We start from the raw sequence: 23028 nt of genomic DNA, 5'->3' as shown, positions 1-23028 counted from the left end.
TCTCTGCCCAGATGAGGGACAGCACCGCCGAAGAGCGGGACCTGATGGGCCAGTTCATCCCCATCCTGGCCAGCAGCCCCTCACCCACCGTGACCAGTGTGGTGCTCGCCAAGCTGCTGGGGACTTCGATCGGGGGCTTCTACGAGAACCAGCATCAGGACAGGGTCGCTGAGCAGCTATTCGACGTGACCCGGGAGGCTATGCGGAAGATGCGAGAGGCCGTTCCAAGCCTGGTCGCCATGCACACCGCCCTGAGAGCGGCCGGTCTCTCCGACGAGGATATCGCCCGCCTCTTTAAGCCCCATGGTGGCCAGCGTGGCTGACGCTATCCCCGAGGGCGCCCTGGAGAGCAGCCTTGCCATCGTGGGTCGCAGCGGCAGCGGGAAGAGCTACGCCGCCCGCGGCGCGGCCGAGCGGCTCCTCGATCTGGGCCGGCAGCTGGTGGTGCTGGACCCCACGGGCGTGTGGTGGGGGCTCCGTGCCGCCGCCGACGGCAAGAAACGCGGCTTCTCCGTCGTCATCCTCGGCGGCGACCATGGCGACCTGCCCCTCCCCCACACCGCAGGGGACGCCCTGGCCCGCCAGGTGGTGCAGGGCAGCCTCTCCTTGGTGCTGGACACCAGCGGCTTCACCATGGGGCAGCGCCGCGTCTTCTACGCGGCCTTCCTCGAGCGCCTCTACGCCGACAACCGGCAGGTGCTCCACCTGGTGGTGGACGAGGCGGACGAGCTCGCCCCGCAGAACCCGCAGCCGGACCAGACCGTGGTGCTGCACCGCCTGGACCAGATCGTCCGCCGCGGCCGGGTAAAGGGCTTCCGGGTGATGCTCATCACCCAACGGCCCGCGGTGCTGAACAAGAACGTGCTCAGCCAGGCGGGCGCGCTGCTGGCGCTGAAGCTCCCCTCCCCGCAGGACCGGAAGGCAATTGCGGGGTGGATTGAGGGGCAGGCGGACCGGGCCGAGGCGAAGGCGCTGATCGACAGCCTCCCCAGTCTGCCTGTCGGGGAGGGCTGGGTCTGGTGGCCGGAGGGTGACCGCGCCCCCCGGCGGGTCCGCTTCCCGAGGATCCGCACCTTCGATTCGGGGCGTACCCCTGCCCCAGGCGAGGCGGCGCCGGCGGCGCGCGTGTCCGGCGCAGAACTGGACCTCTCCGGGCTGCGTGCGGCGCTGCAGGCCGCGGAGGAGGTGCCGAAGCCCTCTCCCAGCAGGCCAGATTTGACCGCTGCCGCGGCGTCTCGGCAGGTCCAGGACCTTGAGGCGCGTGTCAGGGAGCTGCAGGCGATCGTGGATTGGCAGGAAGCCACCCTCGATGGCCTCAGGCGGCTGCTGGCGCAGCCCGTGCCCGCTCCGGCCCTCATCTCTCCGCCGGCGCCCGCACCGGCCCCGAGGGGGGCCAGGAAGCCGGGTACGCATGCGCCGGACGCCCCGCCAGCTGATGGCTCGCTGCGCCGCCCCGCGCTGCGCCTGCTGGAGGTCCTCGCGTCCCGTCATCCAGCTCGGATCACGGAGCCCCAGTGGGCGGCGCTGGCCGGGCTGAGGCGCAGCGGGGGCAACTGGCGCAACCTCGTGTCGCAACTCCGCGTCGCCGGCGTGCTGACGGAGGAGGGCCGCACCTTCGGCGTCAGCTCCGCCGGCTTCGCTCTTCTTCCGGGAGGCGGGCCGCCCCGGCCGAAGGCGCCGACGGAGATCCGCGCCATGTGGGCCCGGGCTCTCGGCGGGACGGCGGCGCGGATGATGGAGGCTCTCCTGAAGGCCGGCGCCGCCGGGCTTACCAGGCTGGGCTTGGCCGAAGCGACCGGCATCGAGATCTCCGGCGGGAACTTCCGCAATAACCTAAGCAAGCTGCGCACGGCGGAGCTACTGGTGGAGGAGGCGGACAGCCTCTGGCTGGTGAAGGAGCTGCGCGATGCCTGACGGCGACCGCATGCCGCACTGGCCGCCCCTGATGAGCGAGCAGTTGGCGGCCGACTACTGCGGGCAGATGTCGGTCGGGCTCTTCCGGAGCGTGGTGGTACCAGAATGCCCGGCCGTCCCTCTCTCCATGCGTCGCGTGGCCTGGGCGAAGGAGGACCTGGACCGCTGGATTGCTCGGCGGCGCGGCGTCGTGGCAGCGTCCGAGGAGAAGAACCCCTGGGACCCCGAGTGACCGTTTTCCGGCTGAAGCACGTCCAGCGGTTCAAGGATCGTCACGGGAAGGTCCGCCACTACCTGCGCCTCCCCGGGGTCTCTCGAACCCCCCTCCCCGGCCTACCCGGGTCGGAGGAGTTCATGGCGGCCTACAACCGAGGCCTGGCCGAAGCGAAGACGCGACAGCCAGTCGGCGCGGCCAAGGTGCTCCCGGGCAGCCTCGATGCTCTCGCGGTCATCCTCTACGATTCGCAGGACTTCCGCGCGCTGCGCCTGAGCACCCAGGCTACCTACCGTCGCATTATCGAGAGCCTCAGGGAGAAGCACGGCGCTAAGCCCGTGAGGCTGATGGAGCCGCGCCACATCAAGCCCATCATGCTGGAGGCGAACGGACCGACGGCGGCGAACCACCGGCTGAAGGTGCTGCGCCTCCTCCTCCGATTCGCGGTCGAGCTCGGCTGGCTGAAGATGGACCCCACCCGCGACGTGAAGCGGGTGAAGCACAAGACCAAGGGCTACCCCGCCTGGACCCAGGAGATGGTGGACGCCTACCGGGCCCACTGGCCGAGCGGGTCCATGCAGCGCCTAGCCCTCGAGCTCCTCTTCCACACCGGGCAGCGCAAGTCGGACGTGGTGCTCATGGGGCCTAAGCACCTCCGGAGCGGCGTGCTGAGCCTCACCCAGGTGAAGACGTCGGAGGACGTCGCCATGCCCCTGCACGCCGAGGCCGCGATCGAGATCGCACTCCTGCCGCTCGGGGACCGGGAGACCTTCCTCCAGACCGCCTATGGCAATTCGATCTCGGTCAAGGGCTTCTGGGCATGGTTCCGGAAGGCCTGCGACGCCGCCGGCATCCCGAAGGGCTACAGCGCCCACGGGATCCGCAAGAGCATGGCGGCGCGGGCGGCGGAGCGCGGCGGGTCCGTGAAGGAGATTGCCGCTTTCACCGGGCACAGGACCCTGGGCGAGATCCAGCGCTACACCGAAAGCGCCGATCGGGTCCGCATGGCGAAGCGGATGGCGGCGAAGATGAAGGGCAAATCGCGGAGCCGGGCTGTCAAACCCACTCGGGAGAAACTGTCAAACCCGGCGAAAAAGGCCTGAAATACGGGAATTATTAAGTCAGGTGGCGCACCCTGAGGGACTTGAACCCCCAACCAACCGGGTAGAAGCCGGTTGCTCTATCCAGTTGAGCTAAGGGTGCTTCACCGGGCGGACCGGCGGCTCAGTGAGTCCAGTTGGACAGCCGGTCCGTGCGGAAGTTGTCGGCATAGGCCTTTGGGCGGATGGCCGGGCGCTGGCGGCGGGCCTCCACCTCGTAGGTGATATCCTCCGCCTTCGCGTAGGCCTCCGCGTCCTCCAGCGTGTCGAAGCGCAGGCGCACCTGGCGGCCGGTGTCGCCGGAGCCGTACCAGCCGGTCTGCGGGTCGATCAGCTTCCGCTCGCTGAGGGCGAACTCGAGCACCCACTCATCCGTGCGGCCCTGGCCGGACTGCATGGCGCTCTTCGGCGGCGAGTAGATGCGGGCGAATCTCATGCCAGGCACTCCGGAGGGCGGGTCACGCCAGAAGGGTGAAGCCAGAAGGGTCTCGTCAATTCGGGGCGGCGGGATTCGAACCCACGGCCTCCTGTACCCAAAACAGGCGCGCTACCAGGCTGCGCCACACCCCGCGAGACCGCCGCAACCTATGGTCGCCCGGCCGCGGAAGCAATGGCCGGCGTCCGCTTCAGGCGACCGCGATGACCTCCGCCCCGCCCATATAGGGGCGCAGCACTGGCGGAATGGCGATGGAGCCGTCCGCCCGCTGATGGGTTTCCATCACCGCGACCAGGGCGCGCCCCACCGCGACGCCGGAGCCGTTGAGGGTGTGAAGGAAGACGTTGCCCTTCCCCTCCCTCGGCTTCATGCGGGCGTTCATCCGGCGGGCCTGGAAGTCCCGGCAGTTGGAGCAGGAGGAGATCTCCCGCCAGGCGCCCTGGCCGGGCAGCCAGACCTCCAGGTCGTAGGTCTTCGCGGCACCGAAGCCGGTATCTCCCGCGCAGAGGAGAATTCGCCGCCAAGTCAGGCCAAGTTCCGTCAGCACCCGCTCCGCGCAACGGGTCATGCGCTCCTGCTCCTCGGCGGAGGCGTCCGGGGCGGTGATGGAGACCATCTCCACCTTGGAGAACTGGTGCTGCCGGATCATGCCCCGCGTGTCCCGCCCGGCCGAGCCCGCCTCGGACCGGAAGCAGGGAGAGAGGGCGGCCAGGCGGATCGGCAGCGCCGCCTCCGGCACGATCTCGTCCCGCACCGTGTTTGTCAGGGGCACCTCGGCGGTCGGAATCAGCCAGCGGTCGTCGGTGGTGCGGAACAGGTCGTCGGCAAACTTCGGGAGCTGGCCGGTGCCGTACATGGTGGCGTCGTTCACCAGCAGGGGTACCACCGTCTCGGCGTAGCCGTGCTCGTCCACCTGCAGGTTCAGCATCCACTGGCCGATGGCGCGCTCCAGCCGGGCCAGGGGGCCGCGCAGCACGGTGAAGCGGCTGCCCGCCAACTTCACGGCGGTAGCGAAGTCCAAGCCGCCGAGCGCCTCGCCGAGCTCGAAGTGCTGCTTCGGGGCGAAGGGCAGGTCCGGGATCTCGCCGTGCTGGTGCAACACCACGTTCGCGGACTCGTCGGCGCCTTCCGGCACATCGGCGTCCAGGATGTTCGGCAGGGCTTCCAGGATGCGGGCCTGGGCCGCCTCGGCCGATGCCGCCTCGGCGTCCAGCCCCTCCATCCGGGCGCGCAGCCCCGTCGCCTCGGCCTCGAGCGCGGCGGTGTCGGCGCCGGCCTTCTTCCCCTGCCCGATCTCCCGCGCCAGGGCGTTGCGGCGGGCCTGGGCCTCCTGCGCCGTGGTCTGGGCGGCGCGGCGGCCGGCGTCCAGCTCCAGCAGCGCCGCGGAGACCGGGGCCAGCCCCCGGCGGGCGAGCGCGGCGTCGAACGCGGCCGGATCGGCGCGGACGGCCCGGATATCGTGCATGGGGGTCGCCTTACGTGACGGGAGGCTTGGGCTTCGGCGTCATCCAGACCGCCGCCAGGATGGACAGCTCGTAGAGCACGATCAGCGGCACGGCGAGGCCGATCTGGCTGATGACGTCGGGCGGCGTCATGACCGCCGCCGCGACGAACATGCCGACGATGGCGTAGCGCCGGCCCCTGCGCAGCTGATCCACGCTCACGATCCCCACCCGCGCCATGAGCGTCAGCAGCACCGGCAGCTGGAAGGCGATGCCGAAGGCCAGGATCATGTGCATGACGAGGGAGAGGTATTCCGACACCTTCGCCTCGAGTTGCACGGGCAGCCCGCCGGCCCCCGTCGGCGTCTCGAAGGAGATGAAGAACTGCCATGCCAGGGGGAAGATGAAGTAGTAGGCGAGCGCCGCGCCCGCGACGAAGAGCACGGGGGAGGCGACGAGGAAGGGCGTGATGACCTTCTTCTCGGACCTGTAAAGGCCGGGGGCGATGAACAGCCAGAGCTGCGTCGCCCACATCGGGAAGCTGAAGAAAATCGCCCCGAAGAAGGCCACCTTCAGGTAGGTGAAGAAGGCCTCGTAGAGGGCGGTGAAGATCATCCGCCGCTCGCCGCCGCCCTGCTGCACCAGGATCTCGGCCAGGGGCCGGGCGAGGAAGCCGTAGATCTGAGTGGAGAAGTAGTAGCAGACCGCGAAGGCGATCCCGAACGCGCCGATCGACCACAGAAGCCGCGTGCGCAGCTCAAGCAGGTGGTCGATCAACGGCATGGGCTTGTCGTCGATGATGTCGTCCGGTTCGCGAGGCACTGGCGGTCGGGCTTTTCTCGGTCAGGCGGTGTGGACGGCGGGGCGGGGCGGCGTCTCGCCCGCAGGGCCCGGCCCCGAGGTCGGCTGAGCGGCCGGCTGAGCGACCGGGCCGGGCGGCGGAACGGGGTCCGGGGCGGCCGATGCAGCCGCGGGCTCCGGCAGGGGCGAGAGGCCGGAGGCCTGCACCACCTGTCCGTCGGCCGGGATCGGCCCCGGCGGGGTGGCTTCCGGCGTGTCGGCGGCGGCGAGGGTGGCGGTCACCTCGGGCGCCGGGGCCGTGGCGTCGGCCGGCGGCGGCGCGTCCGGCAGCGTCGCCCCCGTGCCTGCGGCGGGCGCCGCGTCGGAGGTGGGCGGCGGCGGCGCGCGGAACGGGTCCTCCCGCATGGTGCGGGTCAGCGAGCCGTCCTCGTCCACCGCCTTCTCGATGGTGGACTTCAGGTCGAAGTTGCGGATGTCGCGGATCTGGTCGCGCACGTCCTCCAGCTTCGCCTCGCGCACCACCTCGTCCAGGTGGCCCTGGAACTCGCCGGCCATGCGGCGCAGCTTCTGGATGCCGCGGGCGACGCCGCGGACGGCGTCTGGAAGGTCCTTTGGACCGATCACCACCACCGCGACGACGGCGATCAGGGCGATCTCGGACCAGGCGAGGTCGAACATGTCTCTCCGATCACCCGGGGCAGGATACCGGCGAACCGGTCCCTCGCGGGGGCCGCCTCCGTTAGCAGAACTCGCCCGCGGGACAAATGGGGCGGTCCGCCGAAGATGGGCCCGCCGGGGCCCGGATGGAAGCCGCGACGCGCTCCGTTACGGAGCGGGCGTCCCGGCGGGGGCCTCGGCCTCCTCGGCCGGTGCCTCGTCCCCGGTGGCGGGGGCGACCTCGATGGCGGCGTCGGGCGGCGCTGCGGGCATGGCGAGCGGCAGGCCGGGATCGGGCATCAGCTCCTCCCGCTTCGGCAGGTCCCGCAGGGAGGCGAGGCCGAACTGCTCCAGGAACTTCGGCGTGGTGCCCCACAGGGTCGGGCGGCCCGGCGCCTCCTTCTTGCCGCGCGGCGCGATCAGCGCGTTCTCCAGCAGGATCTCCAGCGTGGTCTGGGACAGGGCGGTGCCGCGGATCTCCTCGATCTCGCCGCGCGTCACGGGCTGGTGCCAGGCGATGATGGCCAGGGCCTCCATGGCCACGCGCGGCAGGCGGCGCGGCACCTCCACCACCCGGGTCAGGACCGGGGCCAGGTCCTCGGCGGTGCGGAAGGCGTAGCCGCCGGCCACGTTCACCAGGACCACCCCCCTCCCCTCATAGGCGCCAGCCAGCGCGGCCAGGGTCTCGGCGGCGCCGATGCCTGGTGGCAGCAGCGGCGCGAGGCGGGCGGCGGTGACGGGGGTGGCGGAGGCGAAGACGAGGGCCTCGGCGAGTCGGACGGCCTCGGGCGGGACCGGGGCGGACGACTCCGCCGTGACGTCCTGCTCCGCGATCGGGGGCTCCTCTCCCTCGGCGCCATCCGAGGCGGTCGGCGCAGGGTCCGGCGACCCGGCCGCCGCTTCCGGGCCCTCGCTTGGTGCGGGCTCGCTTAGGTCGTTGTCAGTCGGCCCAAGGTCAGGATCAGGGTCAGGCGGCATCGGTTGTCTCGGCGCCGGGGCGCAGCAGGATCGGGGCGAAGGGGGCGTCCTGGCGAAGCTCGGCCAGGCCGGTCTTCGCCATCTCCAGCCCGGCGATGAGGGTGCTCGCCAGGGCGGCGCGGCGCTCCACCGGGTCCATCTCGGCCTCCGGCAGGAAGCGGGAGAGCTCGGCCCAGCCGGGCGTGGCGCCGACCAGCCCGCGCAGGCGCGCCAGGGCGTCCTGCACCGTCCAGAGCCGGCGCGGGCGCGGGCGGTAGGGCCGGCGGGCGGCGGCGCGGCGCAGGATGTCCCCGTAAGCGCGGAGAAGCGCGGGCATGTCGGCGGCGAGCGCGGAGCGGTCCTCCAGCACGAGGCTCTCCGGCGCGCCGCGGCCCATCACGTCGCGGCCGAGGAAGGGGCGGCGAAGAAGCCAGCCGGAGGCCTCGCGCATCCGCTCCAGCTCCCGCAGCCGGTCGGCCAGGGCCTCGGCCAGAGCCTCCGCGTCCTCCTCCCCGGCGGGATCGTCCGGCAGGAGAAGGCGGGACTTCAGCCAGGCGAGCCAGGCGGCCATCACCAGCCAGTCCGCCGCGATCTCCAGCCGTACCCGCCGCGCGCCCTCGATGACGGCGAGGTACTGGTCCACGAGGGAGAGGATGGAGATCTTCGCGATGTCCACCTTCTGCGCCCGGGCGAGGTCCAGCAGCAGGTCCAGCGGCCCCTCAAACCCCTCCAGCGTGACGACGAGGGCCGGCTCGGCCGCGCCGCTCATCCCGCGTGCCCGGTGATGTCGAGGATGCCGCGCGCGACGGGGAAGACCACCCGCGAGACGAGGCTGCGGAGCGGGTCGAACTCCGGCACCAGCATCGGCAGGAGGAAGATGAGGCCGAGCACGATGAAGAGCCCGAACCGCTCCAGCCGCAGGTAGGGCACCCCGATCGCGGGCGGCAGCAGCCCGCCGAGGATACGGCCGCCATCCAGCGGCGGGATCGGCAGCAGGTTGAAGGCGGCCAGGACGAGGTTGCCGATGAGGGAGAGGAGGAGAAATCCCTCCACCCAGTCCAGCACGTTGTCCGTGCCCACCCCTCGGAGGGGGTGCAGCAGGATCGCGGCGACGAAAGCGATGGCCACGTTCATCGCGGGCCCGGCGGCGGCCACCAGCACCATGCCGAAGCGCGGGTTGCGCAGGCGGCGGATGTCCACGGGCACGGGCTTGGCCCAGCCGAACATCACCTCGACCCGCCCGACGGCGAGAAGCTGGGAGAGGAGAAGCAGGCCGGGCACGATCAGCGTGCCCACCGGGTCCACGTGCCGCAGCGGATTGAGGGAAAGGCGGCCCAGTTGCGCCGCCGTGTCGTCGCCCAGGGCGCGGGCGGCGTAGCCGTGGGCGGCCTCGTGCAGGGTGATGGCGAGGATCGCGGCGAGCGCGGCCGCCGCGAAATCCGGGAGCCAATCCATTGCGGGGTCCGTCCGGGGCTGCGCCGCGCCGTCAGGCGTCGGTCAGGGCGTGTGGGGCGGCGGGGGCCGGCTGCCCGCCCATGTTCAAGTGGGCCGCGGCGCGGGCCGGCGGGCGGGAGGCGAGCATCGCCGCCCGCGCCGCCGCCATCCGCTCCTCGGCCCGCTCGGAGAGGGGCGGGCAGTCCCGCAGCAGGGCCGCCGTATCGTCCAGCACGCCGTTGCAGTGGAGCACGAGGTCGCAGCCCGCGCTGATGGAGGCCGCGGCGAGGTCCGGGCCGAAGCCGCCGAGCGCGCCCATCATCAGGTCGTCCGAGACGAGCGGGCCGTCGAATCCGATCTCGCCGCGGATGGTGCGGCCGATTACCGCGGAGGAGAGGGTGGCGGGCAGCATCGGGTCCAGCGCCGGGTAGGTGACGTGCGCCGTCATCGCCCAGAGGTGCCGCCCGGCATCGCGGGCGCAGACGGCGCGGAAGGGGGCGATGTCCGCCTCCAGCGCCGCCCCGTCTGCCTCCACCCGGGGCAGCGACTCGTGGCTGTCGGCGGTGGCGCGGCCGTGGCCGGGGATGTGCTTGACCACGGGGATGCAGCCGGCGGCCATCAGCCCCTCGATCCAGGCCTCGCCGAGCCGGGCGACCTCGGCCGGGTCGGCGGAGAAGGAGCGGTCGCCGATCACCCCGTGCGCGCCGGGCAGCCGCAGGTCCAGGCAGGGAGCGCAGACCACGTCCAGCCCCATGGCGGCGCAGTGGGCACCGAGGAGCGCGGCATTCGCGGCGGCCCGCGCCTCCGGCCCGCCCTCGAAGGTGGCGGGCGGCGGGTAGGAGGGCCAGTAGGGCGGGCGCAGCCGGGCCACCCTGCCCCCTTCCTGGTCCACCAGGATCGGCGCCTCGCCGCCCAGGATGTCGCGCACGGCGGAGGTGAGATTGGAGAGCTGGGAGGGGTTGTTCACGTTCCGGCGGAACAGGATCACCCCCGCCGGGGGAGTGGCGCGCAGCAGCGCCGCCTCCTCCGGCGTGAGCGAGAGGCCGGAGAGGCCGGTAATGGCCGCGCGCGCCCTCATCCGCCGATCACGGCGCAGGGCGCGCCCTTGGCCTTGGCCGAGGTGCAGAGGGCCTGCGCGGCCTTGTCGTCGGGCAGCCCACCGGTGCGGATGCGCCACATGGGCGGCAGGTCGCCGCGGTCCACGCGGGTGATCTGCGGCTGGCGGCCGGCGAGCTCGGGGATGCGGCCCTGCAGCCGGGCCCACTCGCCCTGCGCCGCCTCCTCCGAGGTGACGGCGCCGAGCTGGACGACGAAGCGGCCGCCGGCGCGGGCCGGCGCGCCCGCCGGCATGGGCGGCGGGGTGATCGGCGGGGTGGCCGGGGCCTGCGCCTGCTGCGGCGCGGGCTGCGGTCCAGGGGAAGGCTGCTGGGCCGGCTGCTGCGCCGGCGCAGCCGGGCGCGAGGCGAGCTGCTGGCCGATACTGGGGTTGAGGAGCGGCGGCCGGGACGGCGCCGTCTCCGGCTGGGCTGCGGGGGCTGCGGTGGGCTGCCGCGCGGCCTGGGCCGCCTGGGCCTGCGCTGCCTGGGCCTGCGCCTGGGCTGCCTGGGCAGCGGCAGCCTGCGCCGCGGCCGCCTGGGCGGCCTGCTCCGCCTGCTGCGCGCGGATCGCCGCCTGGCGCAGCGCGTTGACGTCCGGCCGCTCCGCCTCCGGGGAGAGCCTCGCCGGCGCACCGGGTGCCGCGCCGTTCCGGCGCTGGCTCTCGAAGATCCGCTCGTCCTGGTTCGCCACGCGCAGCCCGCCGGGGTCGTCCGGCCTGATGCGGATCGGCCGCGCGTCGGCCTCGATGGTCGGCACGGCGCGGTTCACGGCGCGGGAGATCCCCCAGACCGCACCGCCCCCCACCGCCGCCGCCGCGAGCACGCCGCCCGAAAGGGCCAGCATGCGCCAGGGCACCTGAAATCCGGTCCGCTGATGACGGACCCGGTAGCTCGGAACAGTCAGATCGCTCACCGCATCTCCTCGACGGGCGTCACCCCCATCACCGCGAGGCCCGAGCGGATGACCGTGGCCGTGGCCGCGACGAGGGCGAGCCTCGCGCGGGTGGCCTCGGGCTCATCCTCTCGGATGAAGCGCAAGGTCGTGTCCTCGCGCCCCTTGTTCCAGAGTAGATGAAAGTCGGCCGCCAAGTCATGGAGAAAGAACGCGATCCGGTGCGGTTCCCGCGCCAGGGCCGCGCCCTCCACCGTGCGGGGCCAGGCGCTCAGCCGGCGGATCAGCGCCAGCTCCGTCGGGTCGTCCAGCGCCTCCAGCGGTGCCCCCGCCAGGTCGGCCGCCGTGGGGTCCCCGGCCTGGCGCAGGACGGAGCGGCAGCGGGCATGGGCGTACTGCACGTAGAAGACCGGGTTGTCCCGGCTCTGCTGCACCACCGCGTCCAGGTCGAACTCCATCTGGGCGTCGGCCTTGCGGGTCAGCATGGTGAAGCGCACGGCGTCGCGGCCCACCTCCTCGATCAGGTCGCGCAGCGTCACATAGGTGCCGGCGCGCTTGGACATGCGCACGGGCTGGCCGCCCTTCACCACCTTCACGATCTGCGTCAGCACCACGTCGAAGGAGACGGGCCTGTCGCCGGAAAGGGCGGCGACCGCGGCCTTCATGCGCGGCACGTAGCCGCCATGATCCGCGCCCCAGACCTGCACCAGCTCGTCGAAGCCGCGCGCGATCTTGTCGGCGTGGTTGCCGATGTCGTTCGCGAAGTAGGTGTTGCTGCCGTCGCTCTTGCGGAGCGGGCGGTCCACGTCGTCGCCGAACTCGGTGGAGCGGAACAGCGTCTGCTCGCGCGCCTCCCAATCGTCCGGCAGCTTGCCCTTGGGCGGCTCCAGCACGCCCTCGTAGACGAGGCCGCGGGCGGTGAGCGCGGCGATAGCCTTGTCCGCCTCGCCGCTCCTCACGAGGGACGCCTCGCTGATGAAGACGTCGTGCGTCACGCCGAGCGCGGCGAGGTCCTCGCGGATCTCGTCCATCATCGCGGCCACGGTGAACCCGCGCACCGTATCCAGCCAGAGGGAGGAATCGGCCGGCACGCCGCCGGGCGCCAGCGCGTCCCCGTGCGCCTGCTGCAGCGCGTGGCCGACGGGGACGAGGTACTCGCCCCGGTACTGCAGCCCGCCGGGGATGGCGGCGGAGAACTCCTCCTCCGTCATCGGCGTGCCGAGGGCCTGGAGGTAGCGCCAGTAAGCCGCCCAGGCGAGCGCCTGTACCTGCGCTCCGGCATCGTTGATGTAGTACTCCTTCGTGACGTCCCAGCCCGCCTTCTCCAGCAGGTTCGCCAGCGCGTCCCCCACCACGGCGCCGCGGCAGTGGCCGACATGCATGGGGCCGGTCGGGTTGGCCGAGACGTACTCCACGTTCGCGCGCCGCCGCCCGCCCGTCGCGCCGTTCCCAAAGGCCTCGCCCGCGCGCAGCACGGCCGGAACCTGGGCACGGATCGCCGATTCGGTCAGGCGCAGGTTCACGAAGCCCGGGCCGGCGGGCGCGGCCTCCGCAATGTCCTCCCGCGCCACCAGCCGGGCGGCGAGGTCCTGCGCCACCTTTTGAGGCGCCATGCGGGCGGGCTTGGCCACCAGCAGGGCCGCGTTGGTGGCCATGTCCCCGTGGGTGGGATCGCGCGGCGGCTCCACCAGCACGCGGGCGAGCACGGCCTCGTCCAGCCCGGGGATCAGGGCGCGGAGCTCGGCCACGACCGCCTCGCGGATCGTGCGGAAGATGTCGTCTGTCATGGGTCTGGTCAGCCGGGAGTGTGGGGGTCCGTCAGGCGACGGTGCTCTTCGAGCGCGAACTTGTCGGTCATGCCCGCCAACCAGTCGCAGACCGTGCGGGCGGCCTCGGGAGAGCCCGCATCGCCCGCGCGGCGCGCCCAGGAGGGGGGCAGCATGTCGGGCTGGCCGTGCAGCAGGGAGAACATGACCTGCAGCACGCGCTTGGACTTCAGCGTGGTGCGGTTCACGCGCCAGTGCCGGTACATGCGGTCGAACAGGAAGTCGCGCGTCTCCTGGTTCAGGGCGCGCATCCGCTCGGAGAAGAAGACCATCGGCCGTTCCGCACGGCGGATGTCGGAGACGTCCTTCGGGTTCAGGGCCGCGATCCGGCGGCGCGCCTCCTCCGTCACGTCCACGATCATCAGGTTGATCACGCGCCGGATGATCTCGCTGCCAAGCCGGTCCGGCGGGGTGTCTGCGGGGACGGAAGCCATGGCCAGGTCGCGCGCCTCCGCCACCAGCGGCAGGCGGCAGGCTTCCTCGAGCGTGAAGATGCCGGCGCGCAGTCCGTCGTCCAGGTCGTGGTTGTTGTAGGCGATGTCGTCCGCGATCGCCGCCGCCTGGGCCTCGGCGCTCGCGTGGCAGTGCAGCTCCAGGTCATGCCGGGCGGAGTACTCGGCGATGTAGGGCGGCGGGCGGCGCAGGGGGCCGTTGTGCTTCGCCAGCCCCTCCAGCGTCTCCCAGGTCAGGTTCAGCCCGTCGAAGCCGGCGTAGCGGTGCTCCAGCAGGGTCACGGCCTTCAGGGACTGGGCGTTGTGGTCGTAGCCGCCGAAGGCGCGCATCACGCCGTTCAGCGCCTCCTCACCCGCATGGCCGAAGGGGGGGTGGCCGAGGTCGTGGGCCAGGGCCAGGGCTTCCGCCAGGTCCTCGTCCAGGTGCAGCTGCCGCGCCAGGGAGCGGGCAATCTGCGCCACCTCGATCGAGTGGGTCAGCCGCGTCCGGAAGGCATCGCCCTCATGGTAGATGAAGACCTGGGTCTTGTACTGCAGCCGCCGGAAGGCCGTGGAATGGATGATCCGGTCCCGGTCCCGCTGGTAGGGGGACCGGCCCCCTCCCCCGTCCTCGGGGTGGAGGCGCCCGCGCGAGGCGCCGGGCTGGACCGCCCAGGGCGCCAGATCCGTGCGCGCGAAGCCCGGCCGCGCCGGATCCGGGCGGGCCTGCTCGTGCGGGCCGCGCGCGGCGGCAGGGGTCTGGGGGGCGTCCATGGCGTGCGGCGGGCCGTAGCACCCGCCCCGCGCGGGCGGCAAGGCTGGCGCGCGTTGGAACGGGCGGGGGAAGCGCCTATCTTGGGGGTGAATCGCCAGCTTTCCCCGAGGTTTCCATGCCCGACGGCAGCCCCCAGCCCGTGCCTTTCTCCGTCAGCCCCTCCGCTCTGGCGCAGGTGGCCGAGATCGCGGCCGCCCAGGGGCGCCCGGGGGCCGGGCTGCGCCTGGCGGTGGAGGCCGGGGGGTGTTCCGGCTTCCAGTACAAGTTCGACCTCGCCGACGCGCCGGAGGCGGAGGATCTGGTGGTGGACGGGCGGGTCTTCATCGACCCCGTCTCGCTGGACCTCTTGCGCGGGGCGGAGCTGGACTGGGCGGACGAGCTGATCGGCGCGCATTTCCGGGTGCGGAACCCCGTCGCGGCCTCCGGCTGCGGCTGCGGCGTCTCCTTCTCGGTCTGACCGCCCTTTGCGCCTCTGCACCTTCAACGTGAACTCGGCGCGGAAGCGGATGCCGCATCTGCGCCGCCTGATCGAGCGGCACGCGCCGGACCTGATCTTCCTGCAAGAGCTGAAGTGCCGGACGGAGGAGTTTCCGGGCATGGAGGTGGCCGACCTGGGCTACCGCGTCCACGCCGTGGGGCAGCCAGGCGGGCGGAACGGCGTGGCGGTGGTGGCCCGCATCCCCTTCGAGGTGGTGGACGAGGCGCTGCCGGACGGGGATGACGATACCCATGCCCGTTTCGTCGAGGTGCGCGCGGCCGGGGCCAACATCGCCGGCATCTACCTGCCCAACGGCAATTCCGGCGGGGATGCCGGTTACGCGTACAAGCTGGCCTGGATGGCCCGGCTGCGGGAACGGGTGGCGGAGAGGCTGGGTTCCTTCACCCCCTATGCCGTGCTGGGTGACTTCAACGTCTGCCCGACCGACGCCGACTTCTTCCCGGGCTCCATGCCACCGACCGACGCGCTGGTCCGGCCGGAGACCCGCGCGGCCTTCCGGGCCATCACCCATCTCGGCATGACAGACGCGCTGCGGGCCCTGCACCCCACGGACGCGCCCTGGACCTACTGGGATTACGGCCCGGCTTTCGAGGCGAACAGGGGTCTGCGGATCGACCATGCCCTGCTCTCCGCCGAGCTGGCGGAACGGCTGACCGGGGCCTTCGTGGACCTTGCGGCGCGGTCGGAGGAGACCCCCTCCGACCACGCGCCGGTGCTGTTCGATCTCGCCGAGTAGGGGCGGACTAGGAGCGCCGGAAGGTCACGACCAGCACGTCCCGGTGGCCGGGGCGCGCCGGGTCGATCGGGTGGATCGGGGTCACCCCGTGCTTCACCCGGTTGTCGTCCAGCAGCACGGCGTCCATCGGTTCGGAAAGGGTGAAGCTCGCCGCCTCGCGCCCGTCGATCTCGATGCCGGTGACGCCGCCCGCCACGTTCTCGCGCCCGACCATCATCACCATCACGAAGTCCACGCCGTCCGAGTGCATCCCCTCCGGCGTGGGCTTGCCCGCCTCCTCCGTCCGTGCCTCGATGCGGAACTGGTGGATCTCGACGTGCCAAGCCGTCTCGGGCGAGAGGCGGTCGAAGACGCCCCGCGCGCCCTCCACCAGGGTGCGGAGGACCGGGCCGGACCAGACCTCGTCGGCCACCGGCTCGAACCAGCGGTCGATGCCGCCGTTCAGGGCGTTGTGGCGCGTGGCCTGGAAGTGCGGGCCGTGCGGGGCACGGACCGCAGGCTCGCCGGGCGCGGCGCGGAGGATGGCGTGGCGGCGCAGGCGGTAGCGGCCGCCATCGGCCATGTAGGCGTCGGGGCGCAGATCGTCCCAACTGGCGGCGAAAGCGGACCAGCTGCCGGCCGGCATCAGGGAGCCGGCAGGATCGAAGAGGCGGCGGGCCTCCCCGGCAGACAGGGAGACGTAGCCGATCCCGGCGACGGCGGGGGCGGGGGCGCTCATGGCCGTGCCGCCTCCATCACCTGCCGCATGCGGGCCACCGCCGGGCCGAGTCCGTCGAAGAGGGCCTGCCCCATCAGGAAGTGGCCGATGTTCAGCTCCACCACCTCCGGGATGACGGCCAGCAGCGGCGCCGTCGCGTAATCCAGCCCGTGGCCCGCGTGGCACTCCATCCCCAGCGCGGCCACCTGCGCGGCGGCGGTGCGAAGCCGGGTGAGTTCGGAGTCCCGCCGGGGCCCCGGCGTGGCCTCGCAGAAGGTGCCGGTGTGCAGCTCGACGGCCTTGGTGCCAAGGCGGGCGGCGGTCTCGATCTGCCGGGGTTCGGGATCGAGGAAGAGCGAGACGCGGATCCCCGCTGCCACGAGCGCGGAGACCACGGGCGCCAGCGCGGCCTCCTGCCCCGCCACGTCCAGCCCGCCCTCGGTGGTCAGTTCTGCCCGCTTCTCCGGCACGAGGCAGCAGGCATGGGGGCGCAGGGCGAGCGCGATGGCCTGCATCTCCTCCGTCGCGGCCATCTCCAGGTTGATCGGGGCCGTGATGCCGGCCTTCATGGCCACGCAATCCGCATCCCGGATGTGCCGCCGGTCCTCGCGCAGGTGGATGGTGATGCTGTCGGCGCCGTTCGCCAGGGCCAGGCGGGCGGCGGCGACGGGGTCGGGATGCACCCCGCCGCGGGCGTTGCGGAGCGTGGCGACGTGATCGACGTTGATGCCAAGGCGGATGGGGCTCATGCGGCTGCCTCTGGAGAGCGGCGCGCGGCCATGTCGGCCGCGAGGCGGAGGGCGGCGATCAGGCTGCCCGGATCGGCGATGCCCTGGCCCGCGATGCCGAAGGCGGTGCCGTGATCCGGGGAGGTGCGGATGATCGGCAGGCCGAGGGTGACGTTCACGCCGCCATCCATGTCCAGCGTCTTGATCGGGATCAGCGCTTGGTCGTGATAGAGGCAGAGGGCGGCGTCGTAGCCCGTGCGCGCGCGCGCCGTGAACATGGTGTCCGGCGGCAGGGGGCCAAAGGCGTCCACGCCCTGGGCGCGCAGGGCATCGATCGCCGGGACGACGAGGCGTGGTTCCTCGTCGCCCATCGCGCCCTCCTCGCCGGCATGGGGGTTCAGCCCGGCGACGGCGATGCGCGGGCTCTCGATGCCGAAGCCCTCCCGCAGCCCGCGGTGCAGGGCGAGGCCGGTGCGGATGATCTCCGCCGTGCTCAGCGTGTCCAGGGCGCGGCGGAGGGAGACGTGGATGGTCACGGGCACCACCCGAAGCATGGGGGAGGCGAGCAGCATCACCGGCGGCTCGGCCGTGCCGGTCAGGGCCCCCAGGAACTCGGTATGGCCGGGAAAGGCGAAACCGGTGCGGTAGAGGGTCGCCTTGCTGATGGGGTTGGTCACGACTCCCCCCACCCTCCCCGCCTGCGCCATGGCAACGGCCCGCTCGATGGAGCCGAGCACCGCCGGAGCGTTGGCCGGGTCCGGCGTGCCGGGCACGCTGGGCATGGGCAGGCGGATCGTCATCACGGGAAGGCGGTCGGCGAAGACCGCCGCCGCCTCCTCCGGGCCGGAGACCGGGGCGACCGGCACGTCCCAGCCCAGCCGCGCGGCCAGGGCCACAAGGCGCGCGGGGTCATCCAGCGCCAGGAAGGCGGGGCCGGAGGGGCGCAGCCGCGCCCAGGCGGCCAGGGTCAGCTCCCCGCCGATCCCGGCGGGGTCTCCCATGGTCAGGGCGAGAGGCGACTTGTTCATTCCCACGAGACTGGCACGGCGCGGCCGGTTGCCGCACCGCGCCACCAGATCATGGCTGCCCCGTGCCGATCAAATGTCGGCGTAGACGTGGGTCTCCGCCTCGCCGCCCGGGTGCGTCACGGCGCCGAGATGGGCCGGGCCGACGAGCTGGGCGTACTTCCACAGCGCGCCGGAGTTGTAGTCCGTGGACCGGGGCTTCCACTCGGCCCTGCGACGGGCCAGCTCCTCCTCGGAGAGGTCCACGTCGATCGTGCCCTTGCCGGCGTCGATCACGATGCGGTCGCCGTCGCGGAGCAGCGCGATCGGGCCTCCCACGGCCGCCTCCGGCCCGACATGGCCGATGCAGAAGCCGCGCGTGGCGCCGGAGAAGCGGCCATCGGTGATCAGGGCCACGTCCGCCCCCGCGCCCTGGCCGTAGAGGGCGGCGGTGGTGGAGAGCATCTCCCGCATGCCCGGGCCGCCCTTCGGCCCCTCGTAGCGGATGATGATCACGTCGCCCTTCTTGTAGGCGCGGGCCTCCACGGCGGCGAAGGCGTCCTCCTCGCAGTCGAAGCAGAGCGCGGTGCCCTCGAAGCGCAGCTCCTTCATACCGGCGATCTTCACGATGCCGCCGTCCGGGGCGAGGTTGCCCTTCAGCCCGACGACGCCGCCCGTCTCCGACAATGGGTTGGACACCGGGCGGATCACGTCCTGATCCTTCGGGAAGATCACCTCGCGGTGGTTCTCGCCCAGGGTCTTGCCGGTCACGGTCATGCAGTCGCCGCGCAGAAGCCCGGCATCGAGCAGCGCCTTCACGATCACGGGGATGCCGCCGACCTTGTAGACGTCGAAGGCCACGTAGCGGCCGCCCGGCTTCAGGTCGCCGATATACGGCGCCTTCCGCATGATCTCCGCCACGTCGTGCAGGGTGAACCTGATCCCCGCCTCATGCGCCATGGCCGGCAGGTGCAGCCCGGCATTGGTGGAGCCACCCGTGGCGCCCACGATCAGGGCCGCGTTGTAGAGGCTGTCCATCGTGACGATGTCGCGCGGGCGGATGTTCTTCCGCAGCAGCTCCATCACGGCCTTGCCGGATTCCACGGCCCACTTGTCCCGGTCCTCATAGGGCGCCGGGGCGCCGGCGGACCCGGGGAGCGCGAGGCCGATCGCCTCGGACACGGTGGCCATGGTGTTCGCCGTGAACTGGCCGCCGCAGGCGCCGGCGCTGGGGCAGGCCACGCATTCCAGCTCGTGCAGCTCCTCGTCGGACATGCGGCCGGCGGCGTGCATGCCCACCGCCTCGAACACGTCCACCACCGTCACGTCGCGGCCCTTGTAGGTCCCGGGCAGGATGGAGCCGCCGTACATGAACACGCTCGGCACGTTCAGGCGCAGCATCGCCATCATCATGCCGGGCAAGGACTTATCGCATCCGGCCATGCCGACCAGCGCATCGTAGCAGTGGCCGCGCATCGTCAGCTCCACCGTGTCCGCGATGGCGTCGCGGCTGGCGAGGGACGATTTCATGCCCTGGTGGCCCATGGCGATGCCGTCAGTCACCGTGATGGTGGTGAACTCGCGCGGGGAGCCGTGGGCCTCCCTCACGCCGGCCTTCACGCTCTGCGCCTGCCGGCTGAGGGCGATGTTGCAGGGCGCGGCCTCATTCCAGCAGGTGGCGACGCCGACCAGCGGCTGGGCAATCTCCTTCTCCGTCATGCCCATGGCGTAGTAGTAGGAGCGGTGCGGCGCGCGCTCGGGACCGACCGTCACATGGCGGCTGGGAAGGCGGGACTTGTCCCAGGTGTTGTCCGGCATGGCATTTTCCTCTTCGACGGGCTGTATCCCGCAACATTCTGTTCGTCGCAACCGCGCCGCGCGCAATCCAGCTCCGCCGAGGCACGGCGCCGGACCCTATCCCGGCCGCGCCAGCGCGGCCCGGACACGGTCGCCCATGCCGCGCCACAACGCCATCTCGCGCCGCGCATCGGCGAGGGCCCGGTGGGCGGGATCGGCCGCCCGGGCCTCCTCCGCCGCCTCGGCCAGAACCGTCTCGAGGAGCCTGTCATCGGCCCCGCGCCCACCTTCGGCCAGGGCCTGGATCGCGCTGTCCCGCCGGGCTTCCTCGGTGTCCCGCAGCCGCAGCGCGTGCCTCGGCAGCCCGGCGGCGCGCAGCAGCCGGCTGAGCCACTGGCCGTCCCAGGAGGGGGCCGAGGCGAAAAGGGCGTGGCCGTCCAGCCGCTCCACCATGCGTCGGGCCACCGCGTCGTGTGGCTCGCCCTCCCGCGCCAGGGTCTCGCGGGACAGGCCGTGGATCCGCTCCGCGGAGGGATCCCACTCCTCCCACTCCGGGGCGGGACGGATGAGATGCGCCTCCTCCTCCCCGCTCTCGAAGACCCAGCCGACCTCGATCGGGAATCCGCGTTTCCCCAGGCCGCTCGCCTCGAAATCGAGGAAGACGATCACCGACGCCTCAGCGGTACAGCACGTAGCGGTAGACGTAGAAGCCCGAGAGCAGCAGGGCGACGACGCAGCCGATCGTCACCGCCTGCCGGTCCGTGATCGGCGGCTCCCGGTTCAGCTGCGGCAGGCGGGACCGGCACCACAGGATGGGCACGGCCACCAGCACGGTGAGAGCGAAGAAGTCGAAGAAGCGCATCAGGCCGCGATTCGCGACAGGGCCGCGGCCAGGCGCGCCGCCTCGGCCTCGGCGCCGGCGAGGCGCTCCCGCGTCTCCTCCACCACCTCCTCCCTGGCGCGGCTGGTGAAGTCCGGGTTCGCCAGCTTCTGCGCGATCTTGCGCGCCTCTGCCTCCACCTTGGCGTGCTCCTTCGAGAGGCGCGCGCGCTCCGCGGCGAGGTCCACCACGCCCTCCAGCGGCAGCATCACCGTCGCCTCTCCCACCACGGCCTGGGCCACGCCCGCCGGGGCCGCGCCCTCGTGCGACACCACCTCGGTGGCGCGGGCCATGCGGCGGATCGGCTCGATCCAGCGTGCGGCGCGGTCCATCGTCTCGGCGGAGGCGCCCTGCAGCAGCAGCGGCACGGTGACGGAGGGCGGCACGTTCACCTCTGCCCGCACGGTGCGGACCTCCGAGATGAAGCCCACCAGCCATTCCAGCTCGGCCCGGGCCGTGTCGGCGCCCACCACGGCGACCGGCTCGGGCCAGGAGGTGCGGATGAGGCTGCCCTCCGGCCCGTAGCCGAAGCGGTCCCAGAGCTCCTCCGTGACGTAGGGCATCACGGGGTGGGCCAGCCGCAGGATCAGGCCCAGCACGTGCTGCGCCGCGCCCTTGGCCTCGTCCTTCTCCGGCCCGTCCGGCCCGGTCAGGGCGGGCTTGGCGAGTTCCAGGAACCAGTCGCAGAAGCTTCCCCAGGTGAAGCGGTAGAGGGCGGCGGCGTAGTCATCCAGCCGGTAGCTCTCCAGCGCCGCCGTCGCCTCCGCGATGGCCGCGTTCCCCGCGTCGATGATCCACCGGGCCAGCGGCGTGGTGGCCTTCATCGGGTCGAAGACGCGGTCCGGCGCGATCCCGTTCATCTCGCAGAAGCGGGCGGCGTTCCACAGCTTCGTGACGAAGGCGCGGTTGCTCTCGACCTTCTGCCGGCCCAGCCGCACGTCGCGCCCCGGGCCCGCGAAGGAGGCCAGGGTGAAGCGCAGGGCGTCGGCGCCGTAGGCATCCGCCAGCTCCAGCGGGTCCATGACGTTGCCCTTGGACTTGGACATCTTCTGCCCGCGCTCGTCCCGCACGAGTCCGTGGATGTTCACGGTCCTGAACGGAACGTCGCCCATGAAGTGGATGCCCAGCATCATCATCCGGGCGACCCAGAAGAAGATGATGTCGAACCCCGTCACCAGCACGTCGCCGGGGTAGTAGCGGGCCAGCTCGGGCGTCTGCCGCGGCCAGCCGAGGGTGGAGAAGGGCCAGAGGCCGGAGGAGAACCAGGTGTCCAGCACGTCCGGGTCGCGGGTCAGCTCCCGCTCCTCGCCGTAATGGGCGCGGGCGGCGGCCTTGGCCTCCGCCTCGGTCCGCTCGACGAAGATGTGCCCGTCCGGCCCGTACCAGGCCGGGATCTGGTGGCCCCACCAGAGCTGGCGGGAGACGCACCAGGGCTGGATGTCCCGCATCCAGGCGAAGAAGGTGTTCTCCCACTGGCGCGGCACGAAGACGGTCTTGCCCGTCTCCACCGCCTGGATGGCGGGCTTCGCCAGGGTCGCGGCGTCCACGTACCACTGCCAGGTCAGGCGCGGCTCGATCGGCACGCCGGAGCGGTCGCCGTGGGGCACGGCGTGGGCGTGCGGCTCGATCTTCTCGATCAGCTCCAGCCGCTCCAGCTCCGCCAGGATCGCCTTGCGCGCCTCGAAGCGCTCCATCCCCGCCAGCGAGGACAGGAAGGCCGGGTCGGCGATGCCGGGCTCCGCCCTCGCCTCGCCCTCGATCTCGGCGAGGAGGACCCGCCCCTCGGCGTCCAGCACGCTCGGGGAGGGCAGGTCGTGGCGCCGGCCCACCTCGAAATCGTTGAAGTCGTGCGCGGGCGTGATCTTCACGGCGCCCGAGCCCTTCTCCGGGTCGGAGTAGGAATCGGCCACCACGGGGATGCGCCGCCCGACGATCGGCAGGATCACGGACTTACCGACGAGGTCGCGGAAGCGCTCATCCTCCGGGTTCACGGCCACCGCCGTATCGCCCAGCATCGTCTCCGGCCGCGTCGTGGCCACAACGAGGAAGCGGCCGGGCTGGCCCTCGACCGGGTAGCGCAGGTGCCAGAGGCTGCCCTTCACCTCCTTGCTCTCCACCTCGAGGTCGGAGATGGCGGTCTGGAACTTCACATCCCAGTTCACCAGGCGCCGGTCGCGGTACATCAGCCCCTGGCGGTGCAGGGTCACGAAGACCTCCCGCACGGCCTCGGACAGGCCCTCATCCATGGTGAAGCGCTCGCGCGACCAGTCCAGGCTGGCGCCCATGCGGCGGAGCTGGCGGGTGATGGTGCCGCCGCTCTCGCCCTTCCACTGCCAGACCCGGTCCAGGAAGGCTTCCCGCCCCATCTCGCGCCGGTCCACCCCCTCCGCGGCCAGGAGGCGCTCCACCACCATTTGCGTCGCGATGCCCGCGTGGTCCGTGCCGGGCTGCCACAGCGCGTCCCGGCCCTGCATGCGGCGGAAGCGGATCAGCGTGTCCTGGATCGTCACGTCCAGGGCGTGGCCGACGTGCAGGCTGCCCGTCACGTTCGGCGGGGGGATCATGATGGTGAAGGGCGCGGCGTTCGAGGCCGGATTGGCCGCGAAGGCGCCGGACCCCTCCCATCCCTCGTAGAGGCGCGGCTCGAAGCCGGCGGGCGAGAGCGTCTTGTCGAGCATGGGCGGAGGCGTGGCGCAGCGCCCGCCCCCGCG

At 72.3% G+C, this 23028-nt stretch carries 24 protein-coding genes and 2 tRNA genes; 6 read left to right on the top strand and 20 right to left on the bottom strand.

The genetic code is table 11. The features are described 5' to 3' along the window. The first annotated feature begins 11 nt into the window (after window positions 1-11). The 4 genes from VQH23_RS20900 to VQH23_RS20885 all read left to right on the top strand — a co-directional run bounded on the left by VQH23_RS20900 (window position 12) and on the right by VQH23_RS20885 (window position 3231). The gene (locus VQH23_RS20900; RefSeq protein ID WP_338662595.1) at window positions 12-323 is read left to right on the top strand and encodes a hypothetical protein; all 312 of its coding nucleotides are present in this window, start codon (window positions 12-14) and stop codon (window positions 321-323) included. After that, a complete protein-coding gene (locus VQH23_RS20895; protein ID WP_338662594.1) occupies window positions 316-1914 on the top strand; it encodes a helicase HerA-like domain-containing protein in 1599 nt (532 codons plus the stop codon). The genes VQH23_RS20900 and VQH23_RS20895 overlap by 8 nt, the downstream gene beginning before the upstream one ends. After that, window positions 1907-2146 (top strand): transcriptional regulator, encoded by a 240-nt coding sequence (locus VQH23_RS20890; protein ID WP_338662593.1) that lies wholly within the window; start codon window positions 1907-1909, stop codon window positions 2144-2146. The genes VQH23_RS20895 and VQH23_RS20890 overlap by 8 nt, the downstream gene beginning before the upstream one ends. Window positions 2147-2268: 122 nt before the next feature. Continuing rightward, window positions 2269-3231: a tyrosine-type recombinase/integrase gene (locus tag VQH23_RS20885; protein WP_338662592.1), complete on the top strand. Its 963-nt coding sequence runs from the start codon at window positions 2269-2271 to the stop codon at window positions 3229-3231. Between the two features lie 23 nt (window positions 3232-3254). Here VQH23_RS20885 and VQH23_RS20880 read toward each other — a convergent pair. The 13 genes from VQH23_RS20880 to VQH23_RS20820 form a co-directional block, all read right to left on the bottom strand. Further along, window positions 3255-3331: transfer RNA gene (locus VQH23_RS20880), tRNA-Arg, on the bottom strand. 21 nt (window positions 3332-3352) lie between these two features. Then, entirely contained in the window at window positions 3353-3664 is a 312-nt protein-coding gene (locus VQH23_RS20875; protein WP_338662591.1) for an ETC complex I subunit, read from the bottom strand. 60 nt (window positions 3665-3724) lie between these two features. After that, window positions 3725-3798, bottom strand: a tRNA-Pro gene (locus VQH23_RS20870). A gap of 56 nt (window positions 3799-3854) precedes the next feature. Then, entirely contained in the window at window positions 3855-5129 is a 1275-nt protein-coding gene (gene serS / locus VQH23_RS20865) for a serine--tRNA ligase (RefSeq protein WP_338662590.1), read from the bottom strand. 10 nt (window positions 5130-5139) lie between these two features. Further along, window positions 5140-5889, bottom strand: a complete 750-nt coding sequence (gene tatC / locus VQH23_RS20860; protein WP_408904350.1) for a twin-arginine translocase subunit TatC — start codon at window positions 5887-5889, stop codon at window positions 5140-5142. A gap of 60 nt (window positions 5890-5949) precedes the next feature. Then, complete coding sequence (tatB, locus tag VQH23_RS20855) at window positions 5950-6585, bottom strand: Sec-independent protein translocase protein TatB (RefSeq protein ID WP_338662588.1); 636 nt, start codon at window positions 6583-6585, stop codon at window positions 5950-5952. Between the two features lie 147 nt (window positions 6586-6732). Beyond that, window positions 6733-7542 carry an SMC-Scp complex subunit ScpB gene (gene scpB / locus VQH23_RS20850; RefSeq protein WP_338662587.1) on the bottom strand — a complete coding sequence of 270 codons (810 nt, stop codon included), beginning with the start codon at window positions 7540-7542 and terminating at the stop codon, window positions 6733-6735. Then, complete coding sequence (locus VQH23_RS20845; RefSeq protein ID WP_338662586.1) at window positions 7532-8290, bottom strand: ScpA family protein; 759 nt, start codon at window positions 8288-8290, stop codon at window positions 7532-7534. The genes scpB and VQH23_RS20845 overlap by 11 nt, the downstream gene beginning before the upstream one ends. After that, entirely contained in the window at window positions 8287-8976 is a 690-nt protein-coding gene (locus VQH23_RS20840) for a site-2 protease family protein (RefSeq protein ID WP_338662585.1), read from the bottom strand. The genes VQH23_RS20845 and VQH23_RS20840 overlap by 4 nt, the downstream gene beginning before the upstream one ends. 31 nt (window positions 8977-9007) lie before the next feature. Next, on the bottom strand, window positions 9008-10033 hold the full coding sequence (locus VQH23_RS20835; RefSeq protein WP_338662584.1) for a glycoside hydrolase family 3 N-terminal domain-containing protein: 1026 nt from the start codon (window positions 10031-10033) through the stop codon (window positions 9008-9010). Further along, window positions 10030-10965 (bottom strand): SPOR domain-containing protein, encoded by a 936-nt coding sequence (locus VQH23_RS20830; protein WP_338662583.1) that lies wholly within the window; start codon window positions 10963-10965, stop codon window positions 10030-10032. Before VQH23_RS20830 ends, VQH23_RS20835 begins: the two co-directional genes overlap by 4 nt. Further along, window positions 10962-12731, bottom strand: coding sequence for an arginine--tRNA ligase (gene argS / locus VQH23_RS20825; protein ID WP_338662582.1), 1770 nt, complete (start codon window positions 12729-12731; stop codon window positions 10962-10964). Before argS ends, VQH23_RS20830 begins: the two co-directional genes overlap by 4 nt. 8 nt (window positions 12732-12739) lie before the next feature. Beyond that, window positions 12740-13975 carry a deoxyguanosinetriphosphate triphosphohydrolase gene (locus VQH23_RS20820; protein WP_338662581.1) on the bottom strand — a complete coding sequence of 412 codons (1236 nt, stop codon included), beginning with the start codon at window positions 13973-13975 and terminating at the stop codon, window positions 12740-12742. A 116-nt stretch (window positions 13976-14091) separates the two neighbouring features. On the opposite strand from VQH23_RS20820, the gene VQH23_RS20815 reads away from it, so the two are divergent. Further along, entirely contained in the window at window positions 14092-14433 is a 342-nt protein-coding gene (locus tag VQH23_RS20815; RefSeq protein WP_338662580.1) for an iron-sulfur cluster assembly accessory protein, read from the top strand. A gap of 7 nt (window positions 14434-14440) precedes the next feature. Continuing rightward, window positions 14441-15211 (top strand): exodeoxyribonuclease III, encoded by a 771-nt coding sequence (locus tag VQH23_RS20810; RefSeq protein WP_338662579.1) that lies wholly within the window; start codon window positions 14441-14443, stop codon window positions 15209-15211. 7 nt (window positions 15212-15218) lie between these two features. Here VQH23_RS20810 and VQH23_RS20805 read toward each other — a convergent pair whose 3' ends face one another. The 7 genes from VQH23_RS20805 to VQH23_RS20775 all read right to left on the bottom strand — a co-directional run bounded on the left by VQH23_RS20805 (window position 15219) and on the right by VQH23_RS20775 (window position 22995). Next, window positions 15219-15929, bottom strand: a complete 711-nt coding sequence (locus VQH23_RS20805; protein ID WP_338662578.1) for a 2OG-Fe dioxygenase family protein — start codon at window positions 15927-15929, stop codon at window positions 15219-15221. Then, window positions 15926-16657 carry a pyridoxine 5'-phosphate synthase gene (locus VQH23_RS20800; protein WP_338662577.1) on the bottom strand — a complete coding sequence of 244 codons (732 nt, stop codon included), beginning with the start codon at window positions 16655-16657 and terminating at the stop codon, window positions 15926-15928. Before VQH23_RS20800 ends, VQH23_RS20805 begins: the two co-directional genes overlap by 4 nt. Continuing rightward, window positions 16654-17664, bottom strand: a complete 1011-nt coding sequence (pdxA, locus tag VQH23_RS20795; protein ID WP_338662576.1) for a 4-hydroxythreonine-4-phosphate dehydrogenase PdxA — start codon at window positions 17662-17664, stop codon at window positions 16654-16656. Before pdxA ends, VQH23_RS20800 begins: the two co-directional genes overlap by 4 nt. A 69-nt stretch (window positions 17665-17733) precedes the next feature. Further along, window positions 17734-19458: a dihydroxy-acid dehydratase gene (gene ilvD / locus VQH23_RS20790; protein ID WP_338662575.1), complete on the bottom strand. Its 1725-nt coding sequence runs from the start codon at window positions 19456-19458 to the stop codon at window positions 17734-17736. A gap of 96 nt (window positions 19459-19554) precedes the next feature. Continuing rightward, complete coding sequence (locus VQH23_RS20785) at window positions 19555-20106, bottom strand: transcriptional regulator (RefSeq protein WP_338662574.1); 552 nt, start codon at window positions 20104-20106, stop codon at window positions 19555-19557. Between the two features lie 7 nt (window positions 20107-20113). Further along, a complete protein-coding gene (locus tag VQH23_RS20780; RefSeq protein WP_338662573.1) occupies window positions 20114-20299 on the bottom strand; it encodes a hypothetical protein in 186 nt (61 codons plus the stop codon). Next, window positions 20299-22995 (bottom strand): valine--tRNA ligase, encoded by a 2697-nt coding sequence (locus VQH23_RS20775; protein WP_338662572.1) that lies wholly within the window; start codon window positions 22993-22995, stop codon window positions 20299-20301. Before VQH23_RS20775 ends, VQH23_RS20780 begins: the two co-directional genes overlap by 1 nt. Window positions 22996-23028 lie beyond the last annotated feature (33 nt).

Source organism: Pararoseomonas sp. SCSIO 73927 (assembly GCF_037040815.1).
Taxonomy (GTDB): Bacteria; Pseudomonadota; Alphaproteobacteria; order Acetobacterales; family Acetobacteraceae; genus Roseomonas.
Note: the sequence above shows the minus strand (reverse complement) of the source record. Positions and strands in the feature narration are given on the sequence as shown.

Coding starts and splice junctions, on each gene's coding strand:
- VQH23_RS20845 (WP_338662586.1), bottom strand. CDS start 8,290: ATGAGCGGCGCGGCCGAGCCGGCCCTCGTCGTCACGCTGGAGGGGTTT.
- VQH23_RS20805 (WP_338662578.1), bottom strand. CDS start 15,929: ATGAGCGCCCCCGCCCCCGCCGTCGCCGGGATCGGCTACGTCTCCCTG.
- pdxA (WP_338662576.1), bottom strand. CDS start 17,664: ATGAACAAGTCGCCTCTCGCCCTGACCATGGGAGACCCCGCCGGGATC.
- VQH23_RS20885 (WP_338662592.1), top strand. CDS start 2,269: ATGGCGGCCTACAACCGAGGCCTGGCCGAAGCGAAGACGCGACAGCCA.
- tatC (WP_408904350.1), bottom strand. CDS start 5,889: ATGCCGTTGATCGACCACCTGCTTGAGCTGCGCACGCGGCTTCTGTGG.
- scpB (WP_338662587.1), bottom strand. CDS start 7,542: ATGCCGCCTGACCCTGATCCTGACCTTGGGCCGACTGACAACGACCTA.
- argS (WP_338662582.1), bottom strand. CDS start 12,731: ATGACAGACGACATCTTCCGCACGATCCGCGAGGCGGTCGTGGCCGAG.
- VQH23_RS20820 (WP_338662581.1), bottom strand. CDS start 13,975: ATGGACGCCCCCCAGACCCCTGCCGCCGCGCGCGGCCCGCACGAGCAG.
- VQH23_RS20800 (WP_338662577.1), bottom strand. CDS start 16,657: ATGAGCCCCATCCGCCTTGGCATCAACGTCGATCACGTCGCCACGCTC.
- VQH23_RS20815 (WP_338662580.1), top strand. CDS start 14,092: ATGCCCGACGGCAGCCCCCAGCCCGTGCCTTTCTCCGTCAGCCCCTCC.
- tatB (WP_338662588.1), bottom strand. CDS start 6,585: ATGTTCGACCTCGCCTGGTCCGAGATCGCCCTGATCGCCGTCGTCGCG.
- VQH23_RS20840 (WP_338662585.1), bottom strand. CDS start 8,976: ATGGATTGGCTCCCGGATTTCGCGGCGGCCGCGCTCGCCGCGATCCTC.
- VQH23_RS20875 (WP_338662591.1), bottom strand. CDS start 3,664: ATGAGATTCGCCCGCATCTACTCGCCGCCGAAGAGCGCCATGCAGTCC.
- VQH23_RS20835 (WP_338662584.1), bottom strand. CDS start 10,033: ATGAGGGCGCGCGCGGCCATTACCGGCCTCTCCGGCCTCTCGCTCACG.
- VQH23_RS20890 (WP_338662593.1), top strand. CDS start 1,907: ATGCCTGACGGCGACCGCATGCCGCACTGGCCGCCCCTGATGAGCGAG.
- VQH23_RS20775 (WP_338662572.1), bottom strand. CDS start 22,995: ATGCTCGACAAGACGCTCTCGCCCGCCGGCTTCGAGCCGCGCCTCTAC.
- serS (WP_338662590.1), bottom strand. CDS start 5,129: ATGCACGATATCCGGGCCGTCCGCGCCGATCCGGCCGCGTTCGACGCC.
- VQH23_RS20780 (WP_338662573.1), bottom strand. CDS start 20,299: ATGCGCTTCTTCGACTTCTTCGCTCTCACCGTGCTGGTGGCCGTGCCC.
- VQH23_RS20900 (WP_338662595.1), top strand. CDS start 12: ATGAGGGACAGCACCGCCGAAGAGCGGGACCTGATGGGCCAGTTCATC.
- ilvD (WP_338662575.1), bottom strand. CDS start 19,458: ATGCCGGACAACACCTGGGACAAGTCCCGCCTTCCCAGCCGCCATGTG.